14 protein-coding genes are annotated in these 13,589 nt (G+C 66.5%); 8 read left to right on the plus strand and 6 right to left on the minus strand.

Going from position 1 to position 13,589, the window contains the following annotated elements; translation table 11 throughout:
- Nucleotides 1-141: 141 nt before the first annotated feature.
- Nucleotides 142-2,031, plus strand: coding sequence for a DNA topoisomerase IV subunit B (gene parE / locus ACFWZ4_RS01695; RefSeq protein ID WP_439703027.1), 1,890 nt, complete (start codon nt 142-144; stop codon nt 2,029-2,031).
- Nucleotides 2,032-2,184: 153 nt separating this feature from the next.
- On the plus strand, nt 2,185-2,712 hold the full coding sequence (locus ACFWZ4_RS01700; protein ID WP_439703028.1) for a 3-hydroxyanthranilate 3,4-dioxygenase: 528 nt from the start codon (nt 2,185-2,187) through the stop codon (nt 2,710-2,712).
- A gap of 94 nt (nt 2,713-2,806) precedes the next feature.
- Here ACFWZ4_RS01700 and ACFWZ4_RS01705 read toward each other — a convergent pair whose 3' ends face one another.
- Nucleotides 2,807-3,352, minus strand: coding sequence for an NUDIX hydrolase (locus ACFWZ4_RS01705; RefSeq protein ID WP_439703029.1), 546 nt, complete (start codon nt 3,350-3,352; stop codon nt 2,807-2,809).
- Nucleotides 3,353-3,514: 162 nt separating this feature from the next.
- Here ACFWZ4_RS01705 and ACFWZ4_RS01710 point away from each other — a divergent pair, with 162 nt between their 5' ends.
- Complete coding sequence (locus tag ACFWZ4_RS01710) at nt 3,515-4,999, plus strand: amino acid permease (protein WP_439703030.1); 1,485 nt, start codon at nt 3,515-3,517, stop codon at nt 4,997-4,999.
- Nucleotides 5,000-5,074: 75 nt separating this feature from the next.
- Complete coding sequence (locus ACFWZ4_RS01715) at nt 5,075-6,529, plus strand: amino acid permease (RefSeq protein ID WP_439703031.1); 1,455 nt, start codon at nt 5,075-5,077, stop codon at nt 6,527-6,529.
- A 480-nt stretch (nt 6,530-7,009) separates the two neighbouring features.
- On the opposite strand, the gene ACFWZ4_RS01720 is transcribed toward ACFWZ4_RS01715, so the two are convergent.
- Nucleotides 7,010-7,345, minus strand: coding sequence for a high-potential iron-sulfur protein (locus ACFWZ4_RS01720; protein WP_439703032.1), 336 nt, complete (start codon nt 7,343-7,345; stop codon nt 7,010-7,012).
- Nucleotides 7,346-7,507: 162 nt separating this feature from the next.
- Between ACFWZ4_RS01720 and ACFWZ4_RS01725 the strand changes: the two genes are divergently transcribed.
- The 4 genes from ACFWZ4_RS01725 to ACFWZ4_RS01740 all read left to right on the plus strand — a co-directional run bounded on the left by ACFWZ4_RS01725 (nt 7,508) and on the right by ACFWZ4_RS01740 (nt 10,528).
- Nucleotides 7,508-8,152, plus strand: coding sequence for a methylthioribulose 1-phosphate dehydratase (locus tag ACFWZ4_RS01725; protein ID WP_439703033.1), 645 nt, complete (start codon nt 7,508-7,510; stop codon nt 8,150-8,152).
- A complete protein-coding gene (locus ACFWZ4_RS01730) occupies nt 8,149-8,703 on the plus strand; it encodes a 1,2-dihydroxy-3-keto-5-methylthiopentene dioxygenase (protein ID WP_439703034.1) in 555 nt (184 codons plus the stop codon). The genes ACFWZ4_RS01725 and ACFWZ4_RS01730 overlap by 4 nt, the downstream gene beginning before the upstream one ends.
- Before the next feature lie 113 nt (nt 8,704-8,816).
- On the plus strand, nt 8,817-9,503 hold the full coding sequence (gene mtnC, locus ACFWZ4_RS01735; protein ID WP_439703035.1) for an acireductone synthase: 687 nt from the start codon (nt 8,817-8,819) through the stop codon (nt 9,501-9,503).
- An 8-nt stretch (nt 9,504-9,511) separates the two neighbouring features.
- Complete coding sequence (locus tag ACFWZ4_RS01740; RefSeq protein ID WP_439703036.1) at nt 9,512-10,528, plus strand: C13 family peptidase; 1,017 nt, start codon at nt 9,512-9,514, stop codon at nt 10,526-10,528.
- Nucleotides 10,529-10,776: 248 nt separating this feature from the next.
- Here ACFWZ4_RS01740 and hisIE read toward each other — a convergent pair whose 3' ends face one another.
- Genes hisIE through hisH form a run of 4 tightly spaced genes read right to left on the minus strand, consistent with a single transcriptional unit; the run spans nt 10,777 to nt 13,565 of the window.
- Nucleotides 10,777-11,388, minus strand: coding sequence for a bifunctional phosphoribosyl-AMP cyclohydrolase/phosphoribosyl-ATP diphosphatase HisIE (gene hisIE, locus ACFWZ4_RS01745; protein WP_439703037.1), 612 nt, complete (start codon nt 11,386-11,388; stop codon nt 10,777-10,779).
- Nucleotides 11,385-12,179, minus strand: coding sequence for an imidazole glycerol phosphate synthase subunit HisF (gene hisF, locus ACFWZ4_RS01750; protein ID WP_439703038.1), 795 nt, complete (start codon nt 12,177-12,179; stop codon nt 11,385-11,387). The genes hisIE and hisF overlap by 4 nt, the downstream gene beginning before the upstream one ends.
- A gap of 55 nt (nt 12,180-12,234) precedes the next feature.
- Nucleotides 12,235-12,963 carry a HisA/HisF-related TIM barrel protein gene (locus ACFWZ4_RS01755; protein ID WP_439703039.1) on the minus strand — a complete coding sequence of 243 codons (729 nt, stop codon included), beginning with the start codon at nt 12,961-12,963 and terminating at the stop codon, nt 12,235-12,237.
- On the minus strand, nt 12,960-13,565 hold the full coding sequence (gene hisH, locus ACFWZ4_RS01760; protein ID WP_439703040.1) for an imidazole glycerol phosphate synthase subunit HisH: 606 nt from the start codon (nt 13,563-13,565) through the stop codon (nt 12,960-12,962). Before hisH ends, ACFWZ4_RS01755 begins: the two co-directional genes overlap by 4 nt.
- Nucleotides 13,566-13,589: the final 24 nt, after the last annotated feature.

Raw genomic sequence — 13,589 nt, forward strand, 5'->3', positions numbered from 1 at the left:
GGTGCCTCCTATCGCGCCTCCGCCCGCAACGCAGGGGGAAGGTGCAGAAGACGGATGGGGCGCATCTTGCGGCAAGCCCGCTTGACCGCCGCGCCCGGCTCTCGCCATCCTGCAACGTTCCCGCCCCTGACCGACCTACGCATGAGCAGTCGCTACAACGCCGCCGACATCGAAGTCCTTTCCGGCCTCGATCCCGTCAAACGCCGCCCCGGCATGTACACCGACACCTCGCGCCCGAACCATCTGGCGCAGGAAGTCATCGACAACTCGGTGGACGAGGCGCTGGCCGGGCACGCCAAGGCCATCGAAGTGGTGCTGCGCGGTGACGGCTCGGTCGAGGTCAGCGACGATGGCCGCGGCATGCCGGTGGACATCCATCCCGAGGAAGGCGTGCCAGGCGTGGAACTGATCCTCACCCGCCTGCACGCCGGCGGCAAGTTCAGCGGCAAGAACTACAACTTCTCCGGCGGCCTGCACGGCGTGGGCGTGTCGGTGGTCAACGCACTGTCGCAGCGCGTGGAAGTGACCATCCGCCGCGATGGCAACGAATACCGGATGGCCTTCGAGCATGGCGACCGCGTCAGCGAGCTGGAAGTCATCGGCTCGGTACCCAAGCGCAAGACCGGCACCACCGTGCGCTTCTGGGCCGATCCGAAGTATTTCGATTCGCCGAAAATCTCGCTGCCGAAGCTCAAGCATCTTCTTCGTGCCAAGGCGGTGCTCTGTGCCGGCCTGAGCGTGAAGCTGGTCGACGAGGCCAGCGGCGAAACCAGCGAGTGGTACTACGAAGACGGCCTGCGTGATTACCTGCGTGGCGAGCTCGATGGCGCCGAGGCGATCCCGGCCGACCTGTTCGTCCACCACGTCGCCCGCGACACCGAAGGCCTGGATGTCGCCCTCACCTGGCTGCCCGAAGGCGAGCTGGTGCAGGAGAGTTACGTCAACCTGATCCCCACCGCGCAGGGCGGCACCCACGTCAACGGCCTGCGTAGTGGCCTGACCAACGCCATCCGCGAGTTCTGCGACATCCGCAACCTGCTGCCGCGCGGCGTCAAACTGGCGCCCGAGGACGTGTGGGAGCGCCTGGCCTTCGTGCTCTCGGCCAAGCTGGAGGACCCGCAATTCGCCGGCCAGACCAAGGAACGCCTGTCCTCGCGCAACGCCGCCGCGCTGTGCGAGAACGTGGTCCATGACGCCTTCAGTTTGTGGCTCAACCAGCACGTGGACCTGGGCGAAAAGATCGCTCAACTGGCCATCGAGCGCGCCAGCGCCCGCCTCAAGGCGGCCAAGCAGGTGGTGCGCAAGAAGATCACCCAGGGTCCCGCCCTGCCCGGCAAGCTGGCCGATTGCACGGCGACCGACCTCACCCGCACCGAGCTTTTCCTGGTGGAGGGCGACTCGGCCGGCGGCAGCGCCAAGCAGGCGCGCGACAAGGAATTCCAGGCGATCCTGCCGTTGCGCGGCAAGATCCTGAACACCTGGGAGGTCGAATCCACCTCCGTGCTCGCCTCCGAGGAAGTGCACAACCTTGCCGTGGCCATCGGCTGCGATCCGGGCAAGGACGACCTGTCCGGGTTGCGTTACGGCAAGGTGGTCGTTCTGGCCGATGCCGACTCCGACGGCCTGCACATCGCCACCCTGCTCTCGGCACTGTTCCTGCGCCACTTCCCTTCGCTGGTGCGGGAGGGGCATGTGTTCGTGGCGATGCCTCCGCTGTTCCGCGTGGACGTGGGCAAGCAGGTGTTCTATTGCCTGGATGAGGCCGAGAAGCAGTCGATGCTGCAGAAGATCGAGCGCGAGAAGATGAAGGGCGCTGTCTCGGTCACCCGTTTCAAGGGCCTGGGCGAAATGAATCCGGCGCAGCTGCGCGAATCGACCATCCATCCGGACACGCGCCGCCTCGTGCAGCTGACCGTAGACGACAGCGAAGGCACGGCCAGGCTGATGGACATGCTGCTGGCCAAGAAACGCGCCGGCGACCGCAAGAGCTGGCTGGAGGAAAAAGGCGACCTGGCCACGCTGGAGGTCTGACTGTTTGCTGGCAGGCGCCACGGCCAGCATGCTGCAAGGCATGCCAGTCCGGCGCTGCGCCATCCAGCTTCTCGACCGTCCGCGGCGGGTGGCCATCGCGCGCGCGCCGCCCTCCGGCGCTAAGGTAGACCTCTCCACACGCCGAGCTCAGCCATGGCCTTGCTTCCGCCCATCGACCTGCAACGCTGGATCGACGAACACCGCCACCTGCTCAAGCCGCCCGTCGGCAACAAGTGCATCGTGGACGGCGATTTCATCGTGATGATCGTCGGCGGCCCGAACGCACGCACCGACTACCACCACGACGAAGGTCCCGAATTCTTCTACCAGCTCGAGGGTGAGATGGTGCTCAAGGTGCAGGACGAGGGTGTCGCGCGCGACATCCCCATTCGCGCGGGCGAGGTGTTTTATCTGCCGCCGCGCGTGCCGCACTCGCCGCAGCGCATGCCCGAGTCGGTCGGCCTGGTGATCGAGCGCCGGCGCGTCGTCGGGGAACAGGATGGCCTGCTGTGGTTCTGCGAACGCTGCAACCACAAACTGTACGAGGAATATTTTACCCTGCAGAGCATCGAGCAGGATTTCCCGCCGGTGTTCGATCGCTTCTACGGGTCGCGCGAGGCCCGCACCTGCGAGGCCTGCGGGCATCTCAATCCAGCGCCTGCACGCTACGAGTCGGCCTGAGCTCGCGGGTGGGCCTGAGCCCCGCCTTTCTCCGCTCGAAAAAGTCCCTCGCGGGCGCCCGGAACGGTGGGCTGAAGCCCACCCTACGGCCGATCTAGCGGGCGAGCCATCGTTGCGCCATGCGCCGCAGCGATGCGTCCACCTGCGGGTCCTGTGCGACGGTCCGGATGGATCGCCAGGCCAGATCCAGAGACTCCTCGCTGACGGCAAACGCTTCGCTGCCTGTCGCGCGCACGACGTAGCGCACGTCGAAGTGCCAGTGCGCCGGTACCTCGCCGCGAGCGGGAATCAGGTGGCGATCCAGATCGAAGATCTCCGGTTCGACGACCAGGTCGCCCAGACCGGATTCCTCCTCCGCCTCGCGCAACGCGACACGCGCCAGGTCGCGATCACCGTCGGCATGGCCGCCCAGTTGCAACCAGCGGCCGAGCTTGCGGTGGTGGGTCAACAACACGCGCTCGCCATCGGCGCTCACCAGCCAGGCCGAACCGGTGAAATGCCCGGGCGGGTGCGAGCGCTCGAACACCTCATCCGCGCTGGCCAGGAACTGCAGGAACCCACTCGTGCACGGATCATCCGGAAAGGCCTGTCCATGCCGGTGCAGCGCGTCGCCAAGCCGGCGGGTCGATGTTTCGGGCATGATCGTTCGAGCGGCGGTCAAACCGCGATTCTAGCGGCGTCCACGCATGTCTTGTGGCGCTTGTACCCCCAGTCACGCTCGGCTAAGGTTGCCCGTCACATCGGCTCGACGCGTGGCTAACGCAAGGGTCGGGGAGCACGCCGTCTTTCCATGGGGAACGCTATGCTGTTTAAGCGCGTCAAGCCGCTCGACCAGATTCTCGCTACCGCCGAAAAGAAATCCCTCGTCCGCCAGCTCGGTCCGTTCCAGCTCACCATGCTGGGCATCGGCGCGATCATCGGCACCGGCATTTTCGTGCTCACCGCCGAAGCCGGCCAGAAAGCCGGCCCGGGCATGATGATCGCGTTCGTCATCGCTGCCGTCGTTTGCGCCCTCGCCGCGTTGGCCTACGCCGAACTCGCGTCGATGGTGCCGGTGGCCGGATCGGCCTACACCTACACCTATGGGGTTCTCGGCGAGGGGATTGCCTGGATCGTGGGCTGGGCGCTGGTGCTGGAATACACCATCGCCGCCAGTACGGTCTGCGTCGGCTGGGCGGGTTACGTCAACGGCCTGCTCACGCACGCCGGGTGGGGCCTGCCGCACTTCCTGCAGGTGGGTCCGATGGACGGAGGCAGCTTCAACCTGCTGGCCTGCGCAATCGGTCTGGCGATCACCCTGCTGCTGGTGCTCGGCACCTCCAAGTCGGCCAAGGTCAACACCGTGCTGGTGCTGATCAAGATCGCTGCCCTCACCGCCTTCATCTTCGTCGCCGTGCCGGCGGTGAAGGACCAGAACTTCACGCCGTTCGTACCCAACGGCTGGGGCAGCCCGATGGGCGGCATCGGCGTGCTCGGCGCCGCTGCATCGATCGTGTTCGCCTACATCGGTTTCGACGCCATCTCCACCGCGGCCGAAGAGACCAAGAACCCGAACCGCAGCATTCCGATCGCCCTGATCGGTTCGCTGGGCGTCTGCACCATCTATTACCTGCTGGTCAGCTACGGCGCGGTCGGTTCGGTGGGCGCGCAGCCCATGCTGGGCCCGGATGGCGTGGCGCTGGAGCCGGGTACGCCGGCGTTCGCGGCGGCCTGCGTCGGTTCCGACGCACTGGTCTGCAGCAAGGAAGCGCTGGCCCACGTGGTTCGCATGCTCGACCACAACACCATCGGCGCCTTCATCGCCTTCGCGGCAGGCATCGCACTGCCGTCGGTGATCCTGACGATGACCTACGGCCAGACGCGCATCTTCTTCACCATGTCGCGCGACGGCCTGCTGCCGGGCTCGCTGGCCAAGATCCACCCGCGCTACCACACCCCCCACGTGATCACGCTGATCACCGGTACCTTCGTGTCGCTCTTCGGCGCGCTGTTCCCGGTGGGCATCCTGGCCGACATCACCAACTCGGGCACGCTGTTCGCATTCATCATGGTGTCGATCGGCGTGCTGATCCTTCGCCGCACGCAGCCCGAGCGCCCGCGCCCGTTCCGCACGCCGATGCCTTGGCTGATCTGCCCGCTGGCCATCATCGGTTGCCTGCTGCTGTTCCTGAACCTGTCGAAGGAAGCCAAGATCACCTTCTTCGTGTGGGGCGCCATCGGCCTGGTGGTCTACTACCTCTACGGCCACCGCAAGAGCCATCTGGCCAACGGTACCGAACCGGCCTGACGGTTGGCGTCGCTTATCCAGTGAAAACCCCGCCGGCACGGTGAAAACCGTGCCGGTTTCATGTCCGGAATGCCCATGCTGAAGCAACTGCTCGCCCGCAAGACCGATTTTTCCGACGTCGAGGACGCGCACAGTCCCGGCCTTCGCCGCACGCTGGGCCCCTGGGGGCTCACCGCGCTGGGCATCGGCGCGGTGATCGGCGGCGGCATTTTCGTGATTACCGGCCAGGCCGCAGCCGAGCACGCTGGTCCGGCGGTGATCCTCGCCTTCATCATCGCGGCGGTCTGCTGCAGCTTCACCGCGCTGTGCTACGCCGAATTCGCCACGCTGATCCCGATGTCGGGCAGCTCGTATTCGTATGCCTACGCGACACTGGGCGAACTGGTGGCCTGGTTCATCGGCTGGAACATGGTGCTCGAGTACGGCGTGTCGGCCTCCGCGGTGGCGGTCAGCTGGACTGGGTATTTCGTCAGCCTGCTCGACCATATCGGCATCCACCTGCCCGCCGCGCTCACCACCGCGCCCCTGGCCTACACGGGCGGACACCTGGTGAGCACCGGCGCCTTGTTCAACCTGCCCGCGGTCGCGATCGTGCTGGCGCTGACCTGGCTTTGCTATGTGGGCATCCGCGAATCCAGCGGCGCCAACGTCGCCATGGTGCTGCTCAAGGTCGGCCTGATCGTGGTAGTCATCGTCGCCGGCTGGCGCTACGTGAATCCGGAGCTGTGGCACCCGTTCATCCCGGCCAACGAGGGACCGGAAACCTACGGCTGGTCGGGCATCATGCGGGCGTCCACGCTCGTGTTCTTCGCCTATATCGGCTTCGAGGCCACCTCGACCGCGGCGCAGGAAGCGAAAAACCCGCAGCGCGACCTGCCGATCGCCACGATTGCCTCGCTGGCCATCTGCACGGTTCTATATGTGGGCATGGCGGCGGTGATCACCGGCCTGCTGCCGTTCAAACTGCTGGGCACGGCCGAACCCGTGGTCACCGCGGTCAAGGCACATGCCGAACTGGAATGGCTGCGCTGGCTGGTCGAGGTCGGTGCGCTGATCGGCCTGTCATCGGTGGTGCTGGTGATGATCATCGCGCAGCCGCGCATCTTCATGATCATGGGTCGCGACGGCCTGTTGCCGCCGGTGTTCGCCAAGATCCATCCGCGCTATCGCACACCGCACATCAACACGGTGATCACCGGCCTGGGCATCGCCGCGCTGGCCGCGGTATTTCCGCTCGACATCCTGGGCGACCTGGTCTCGATGGGCACGCTGATCGCGTTTGTTGCGGTCTGCGCCGGCGTGCTGATCCTGCGCCACACCCAGCCGGAACTGCCGCGCACGTTCCGCGTGCCATGGGCGCCGGTGGTCTGCACGCTGGGCGTGCTGAGCTGCCTGATGCTGCTGTATTGGGAGAACTGGTATCAGTGGCTGATGCTGGGCATCTGGACGGTGATCGGCATGGTGATCTACTTCGCCTACGGCCGTCGGCACAGCCGGCTGCGCAAGGAATCGGCATCAGCGGCCGATTGAAAGCGACTGTAAGTCCCGTCCCCGTCGCAAGGGTGGGCTTGTGGCCACCCCCGCGCCTCCCTGCGGCGAGCCCGCAATCGCGCCAGCCTTGATCCCGGACACTGCCTGGCGAAGTCACGAACCCGACCGTTGGGCGACGTTCGCAGGCGGACGCTGCATTTAACAATATTATTACAAGCGTCCCAGTTGTGGTTCGCAAACAATTTTTCTTCCTAAGCCACTGAAAATACTGGCTTTAACGGAAGTTTTTCGAGAAAAAAGCTGGCTCCGATCGCCCGAACCGCTCCTCACGGGAGTATCATCCGTGCTCCGAGGGTTGATCACTTGGCAGTGGGCCCCGGATCGCCGCCCGGCGCGTCAGGCGGGTCAGCTCCTCAGCCTGACGCGTCTGGGCAGCATTTTTCAGACCGGCCATTCGGCCACTCCCCACACACGCAAATCTTTCAGTGCGCCTCGCGCATCGAACGCGTGTCTGCGTGCTCAGGCCTTCCTGGTGGTGTGCGAGACGCACCAGCCCTTGGCGTTCACCGCCTTGCCGGGAAACAGCTGGCAGGGGCCGTAAGCCTTGGCGGCCGGGTCGGTGAAGAACTGGCAGTTCGAACACACGGCGCCCGCCGTATGCTTCGGATTCTTCGACTTGCTGGCATCCTCGACGTAATCGAGCGCCTTCGCGGTCGGATCGGATTCGGCCACGTGCGGCAGATCAGCGGCGCGCGCGAAGCGTGGCATTCCGCCGACCACCGCGGCGGCCGCCGCCGTGCCGGCCGCGACCTTCAGGAAGCGTCGACGCGATTCGATGTCTTTTTCTTGCGACATGGTTGAACCTCCGTTGTTTCCGCCACCGCGGACGCGGCAGCCTGTCGCGATGGTACGCCGCGAACGTCAATTCCACCTGACTTGCGAGAACGACTCGCATTTGCCGTTGGTCGCACCGGCCCGCATGCTATAGTCACGCACCGTTTGGACGTCCAAATACCCATGCAGGAATTGCCCTCTTCCGTCGATCCATCCCATTTCGCGCTTTGCGCGGACGCCGTCGCCGAGGCTGCGCGCGAGCTCGCCTCCCTGGGCTGGACGCCGGCCACCAGCAGCAATTTCTCCATGCGCGTGAACGAGGAGGTGGTTGCCATCACCATCTCCGGCCGTGACAAAGGTCGCCTCGGGCGCGAGGACATCATGCTGGTCGACATGGCCGGACATGCGGTCGGCACGCGCGCCCGCCCCAGCGCCGAGACCGAGCTTCACACGCAGGCCTACCGTCGCCTGCCCCAGGCGCAGGTGGTCCTGCATACCCATTCGCGCACGCAGAGCGTGGCGTCTCGACTTTTCGCGCGCGAGGGCGCGGTGCGTCTGGAAGGCTGGGAACTGCAGAAAGCCATCACCGGCTACACCACGCACGAGAGCGTGCTGGAGATCCCGGTATTCCCCAATACCCAACACATGCCCGAGCTGGTCGCGCGCATCGACGCCTGGCTGGATGCCGGCAAGCCGCTGCATGCCTACCTGATCGACGGCCACGGCATCTACACCTGGGGCGCCGACATGGCCGAGGCGCGCCGTCATCTCGAGGCGCTCGAATTCCTGCTCGGCTGCGAGCTCGACCTGAGGAGACTGTCCGCATGAGCCGCCTGCGCATCTACGAGGACGCCCAGCCGTCCACGCCCGTTTCCGTGCATACCGCCCCGTCCGATATCGCCCGTGAGCTCCGCCAGGTCGGCGTGCGCTTCGAGCAGTGGGAGGCCAACGCCCCCATCGCTCCGGGCGCCAGTCAGGAGGAAGTCGTGGCCGCCTACCGCGACGACATCGATCGCCTGATGCGCGAGGAGAGCTACCAGTCAGTCGACGTCATCAGCCTAGCGCCCGACAACCCGGACCGCGCGATGCTGCGAAAGAAATTTCTCAGCGAACACACGCACAGCGAGGACGAAGTACGCTTCTTCGTCGCCGGCAGCGGCCAGTTCACCCTGCACGTGGCCGGCAAGGTGTACGACGTGCTGTGCGAGGCGGGCGACCTGATAGGCGTACCCGACGGCACGCCGCACTGGTTCGACATGAGCGAATCGCCCTACTTCGTCGCCATCCGTCTGTTCACCAACAAGGATGGCTGGGTCGCCAACTTCACCGGCACCGACATCGCCGACCAGTTCCCGCGAATGGATCCGGCCGCGCGCTGAACCCGTAGGGTGGGCTTCAGCCCTTCTTGGTTTCGGCGCGAGGCTTCGGTGGGCTGAAGCCCACCCTACGGAAGCTCGGCTATCCTTGCCGTCCTCCCGAACACGTGCCGCCCATGACCACCATCCGCGCCATCGTCACCGACATCGAAGGCACCACCAGTTCGATCGATTTCGTCAAGGACGTGCTCTTCCCGTATGCGCGCAAGCGCCTGCCGGCCTTCGTCGAAACACATGCCGACCGGCCGGAAGTGCAGCACTGGCTGCACGAGGCGGCGAAAGAAGCAGGCATCATCGAGGCCAGCCGCCAGGAGATCATCGAACTGTTGCTGGGCTGGATCGACCAGGATCGCAAATCCACCGCGCTCAAGGCGCTGCAGGGAATGATCTGGAAGGAAGGCTACGAGGCAGGCGAATACCGCGCGCACGTCTATCCTGAAGTATCCGCGCGCCTGCATGGCTGGCGCGCCGACGGCCTGCACCTGTACGTTTATTCCTCCGGTTCGGTGCCGGCGCAGCGATTGTTCTTCCGCTACAGCGACGCGGGCGACCTGACGCCGCTGTTTGCGGGCTACTTCGACACCGAAACCGGCCCCAAGCGCGAAGCCGGTTCATACACCAGGATCGCCGAGACGATCGGCGAACGCCCGGAGCACGTCCTGTTCCTGTCCGACATCGTCGAAGAACTGGATGCCGCGCGTACCGCCGGCATGGAGACCGGCTGGCTGGTGCGCGCACCACAGGCGATGCCTGCGCAGCCGCGCCATCGCGCCTACGCGGACTTCAACGCCATCGAACCCTGAGACCTGCGATGCGCGCAAGCCTGATCGCCCTGCTCGCGTTTGCCGGCGGCATCCTGGCGATGCTGCTGGTCCAGGGCTGGCTGCCTCGCCACCCGACCGGGCAGGCATCGCACGTGCAGCCGGTCGCCAGAGTCGCCACGCAGCCGCCGCTCGACGACGCCGAAGCCCCGGCGTTGCCGCAGGATGACTGGCCGGAACAGGCCCCGACGCCCGAGCAGGTGCTCTACACCCAACCGCAACTGCTGGATGCCGCGCTCGCCCGGCTCGGTCCACGCGTCCCGGGCAAGCCAAATCTCTACCTGCTCGCCTTCGCCGGCGACGGCAGCGAGGACGTCTTCCACAATGAAGCAGAGTTCGCCGCGCGCCTGTTTACCCGGCGCTTCGGCGCCACGGCGCACGCGCTGGTGCTCGAGAACTCCCCGGACACGCTGACCACCCGGCCGCTGGCCACCTGGAGCAACCTGGAAAGCGCGCTCGACGGCCTGGCCGACGCCATGGACCCACGGCAGGACGTCCTGCTCCTCTACATGTCCACTCACGGCAGCGAAGACCATACCCTGCTGGTGGACATGGACCCGCTGCCGCTGGACCAGATCGGCGCGCAGGATCTCGGCGCAATCCTCGCGGCACGCCCGTTCAAGTGGAAGGTGGTTGTGGTCAACGCCTGCTATTCCGGCGGCTTCATCCCGTCGCTGCAGGGCGACGGTACTCTGGTACTCACCGCCGCGCGCAGCGATCGCAGTTCGTTCGGCTGTGGCAACGATTCGGCGGCGACCTACTTCGGCCGTGCATGGCTGATCGATGCGCTGAACCGCACGCCCGACTTCGTCGCCGCCTTCGCGCAAGCGAAAGGCGAGATCGCGAAGTGGGAACGACAGGAGCGACTGCTTCCGTCCCAGCCACAGATGGCCATCGGCAAAGGCATCGCCGAGCAGTTGGCACGATGGCGCGAGGGTCTGAAGCCGGGCCCGGCCGTGCCGTTCCAGCAGCCACGGCAACGTGCTCCGCTGGCTGCTCGTCACTGAGGCATCCCCTGGAAGCGCACCACACGCGCGACCGGTAACGGTACGCGCCTCGGCCACTGCGTTCTTGGCGGTCGCGCACAGGGTGCGCTCATGCGGAGTTGGTTGAATCAGCCCTCGGAACGCTGCGCGTGGCGGTCAGCCAACACCATGGTTGCTTCGGCCATCCCCAATCTGATCGCATGCGGGGTCGCCGCAAGATGACCAACAGATCGTGGCGTCAGCGAAAAGATCATCGCCATGCGGCCCGATCACTCCACCGACTGCTGCACGTGCCGATCCGCCAGCAGGGCAGTGACGTGCGTGAGCCCCAGTCCGCGCGCATGCAGGGCCACGGTGAGGTGGAACAGCAGGTCGGCAGCTTCACCAAGAAACTCCACATCGTCCTGCGCAACGGCGGCAAGCGCTGTCTCCACGCCTTCCTCGCCAACTTTCTGGGCGATGCGGCGAATGCCGCCCTCGAACAGTTGCGTGGTGTAGCTGCCGGCGGGCCGCTCGACAGCCCGCCGGGCGACCAGCGCATCGAGTTCGGCGAGAAAGCCCAGCGGCGGCCGTGCTCCGTCGAAGCAGCTGGACGTGCCGCGATGGCAGGTCGGCCCGGCCGGTTCGGCGAGCAGCAGCAGCGTATCGGCGTCGCAGTCGACGTGCAGGCTCCTCAGCCGGAGCACGTTTCCCGAACTCTCGCCCTTGGTCCACAGGCGCGCCTTGCTGCGGCTATGGAAGGTCACCAGGCCGCTCACTTGCGTGGCCGCAAGCGCTTGGGCATCCATATAGCCCAGCATCAGCACTTCGCCGGTCAGCCAGTGCTGCACGATCGCGGGCACCAGGCCACCGCCCTTGGCGAAATCCAGATCGTCGGTCATCGCACACCTCCGGCTTCCATCGTCACGCGTACCTCAATGCCCTGCGCGGAAAGCCACCGCTTCAATGCCGAGACCTCGATCGCGCCGGAATGAAACACGCTGGCCGCCAGTGCACCGTCGACATCGGCCTGGGCAAAGACGTCGCGGAAATGCTCGGCCGACCCGGCACCACCGGAGGCCACGAGCGGCACCGCACAGACCGCGCGCGCCTCGGCCAGTTGCGCCAGGTCGTAGCCACCACGCACGCCGTCGCTGCCCATGCAATTGAGCACGATCTCGCCGGCACCCAGGCGCTGCGCCTCCGCGATCCAGTCCAGCGTGCGCCGTGGCAGCGCCTGCGTGCGCGACGGATCGCCGGTGTACTGGCGCACCCGCCACTGCCCGTCGGCATCGCGCAGCGAATCGATGCCGACGACGACGCATTGCACACCGAACGCCGCGGCCAGTTCGGCAATCAGCGCCGGCCGCTCCAGCGCCGGCGAATTGATCGACACCTTGTCCGCCCCGGCATGCAGTACCGCGCGCGCCTCGTCGACGCTGCGGATGCCACCGGCCACGCAGAAGGGGATGTCGATCTTTCGCGCCACCCGTTCGACCCAGGTCCTGTCGACCGCGCGCCCTTCCGGGCTTGCGGTGATGTCGTAGAACACCAGCTCGTCCGCTCCCGCGTCGCGATACCGCAACGCCAGCTCGACGATGCCGCCGACCACCGCGTGGTCGCGAAAGCGCACGCCCTTGACGACTTGCCCGTCGCGGACGTCCAGGCAGGGAATGATGCGACGGCTCAGCACGGGGACCTCCCGCGTGACCATCGAGGCGCCCCGCCGTCCATTCCGAAGGAACGACTCATGCGGCCATCGCCTCCGCCAGCCCAAAGCAGCCTTCGAGCAACCCTCGCCCGAGAATCACGCCGCTCGCGCCGGCAATCCGCGCATCGCGGATGTCGTCGACCGAACGCACGCCACCGGACGCCTGCACGGCAAGCGCGGGGGCAATGGCCGCCAGGTGGCGGTACAGCGCCAGGTTGGGGCCCGCCAACATGCCATCCCGATCGATGTCGGTGCACAGCAGATGGCGGGCGCCATGTGCGGCGAACCAGGGCGCCAGGTCGTCAAGCGTGCGCGTTTCGGCCCGGGTCCACCCGGCGCTCGGCAACGTCCAGCGATCCTCCAGCCAGCGTGTATCCAGCGCGATCGTGAAGCGGTCCGCGCCATGGCGCCGCAGCCAGTCGGCCACCCTTTCCGGATCGCGGATCGCCACGCTGCCGACCACTACCCGCTCCACGCCCGCGTCCAGCAGCCGATGCACGTCGGCGATGCCACGCACGCCGCCGCCGGCCTGTACGCGCAGGCCGGCGCGCGCCAACGCTTCGATCACCGGCAGGTTGGCGAATCCACCCGACTTCGCCCCGTCGAGGTCGACCACATGCAACCAGCGCGCACCGGCCGCCGCGTAACCGGCAGCCAGCGCAACGGGATCGTCGCGATAAGTCTTCTGACGGGCATAGTCGCCTTGCGCGAGCCGGACGACACGGCCTTCGCGCAAATCGATGGCGGGGAGGATTTCAGCTTTCATAGGTCCAGGAAATTGCGCAACAGGCGAGCGCCCACTGCAGCCGAGCGTTCCGGATGGAACTGCATGCCGAAGAAATTGCCGCGTGCCATTACCGCCGAGAACGCCTCGCCGTGATGGGTTGACGCAAGCGTGTAATCGCCTGCCGGCACCGCATAGCTGTGCACGAAATAGGCCTGCGCGTCGGTGGGCACGCCCTCGAGCAGGGGGTGGTCGGCGCACGCATGCAGCCGGTTCCAACCCATGTGCGGAACCCTCAGGCCTGGCGCAGCCCGCAGCCGCTGCACCGCGGCCGGGATGACACCCAGGCAATCCACCTTGCCCTCTTCCGAGCGCGAGCAAAGCAGTTGCATGCCCAGGCACACGCCAAGCACAGGCTGGGTAAGCCCGCGCAGCACGTCGACCAGGCCAAGCGCACGCAACCGCGCCATCGCCGGGCCCGCCGCGCCGACGCCGGGAAGGATCACCTTGCCGGCTGCGCGGATCGTCGCCGGATCGGAGGTCAGCGGCGCTTCCACGCCCAGTCGCTGCAGGGCATAACGCACCGAGCCGATGTTGGTACCGCCGGCGTCGACCAACACGACGGACGGGCTGGCTACGCCCACGGACCGTTCCGTAAGAACTCGGGC

Origin of the sequence: Frateuria sp. GZRe12 (genome assembly GCF_051900535.1) — a bacterium.
In the GTDB taxonomy this organism is placed as follows: domain Bacteria; phylum Pseudomonadota; class Gammaproteobacteria; order Xanthomonadales; family Rhodanobacteraceae; genus Frateuria_A.

Bases quoted from the DNA above. Each gene is read 5' to 3' on its own strand.
- ACFWZ4_RS01755 (WP_439703039.1), bottom strand. From the start codon at position 12,963: ATGAAAGCTGAAATCCTCCCCGCCATCGATTTGCGCGAAGGCCGTGTC.
- hisIE (WP_439703037.1), bottom strand. From the start codon at position 11,388: ATGACCGACGATCTGGATTTCGCCAAGGGCGGTGGCCTGGTGCCCGCG.
- ACFWZ4_RS01700 (WP_439703028.1), top strand. From the start codon at position 2,185: ATGGCCTTGCTTCCGCCCATCGACCTGCAACGCTGGATCGACGAACAC.
- ACFWZ4_RS01715 (WP_439703031.1), top strand. From the start codon at position 5,075: ATGCTGAAGCAACTGCTCGCCCGCAAGACCGATTTTTCCGACGTCGAG.
- ACFWZ4_RS01725 (WP_439703033.1), top strand. From the start codon at position 7,508: ATGCAGGAATTGCCCTCTTCCGTCGATCCATCCCATTTCGCGCTTTGC.
- ACFWZ4_RS01740 (WP_439703036.1), top strand. From the start codon at position 9,512: ATGCGCGCAAGCCTGATCGCCCTGCTCGCGTTTGCCGGCGGCATCCTG.
- ACFWZ4_RS01710 (WP_439703030.1), top strand. From the start codon at position 3,515: ATGCTGTTTAAGCGCGTCAAGCCGCTCGACCAGATTCTCGCTACCGCC.
- parE (WP_439703027.1), top strand. From the start codon at position 142: ATGAGCAGTCGCTACAACGCCGCCGACATCGAAGTCCTTTCCGGCCTC.
- ACFWZ4_RS01705 (WP_439703029.1), bottom strand. From the start codon at position 3,352: ATGCCCGAAACATCGACCCGCCGGCTTGGCGACGCGCTGCACCGGCAT.
- ACFWZ4_RS01720 (WP_439703032.1), bottom strand. From the start codon at position 7,345: ATGTCGCAAGAAAAAGACATCGAATCGCGTCGACGCTTCCTGAAGGTC.
- ACFWZ4_RS01730 (WP_439703034.1), top strand. From the start codon at position 8,149: ATGAGCCGCCTGCGCATCTACGAGGACGCCCAGCCGTCCACGCCCGTT.
- mtnC (WP_439703035.1), top strand. From the start codon at position 8,817: ATGACCACCATCCGCGCCATCGTCACCGACATCGAAGGCACCACCAGT.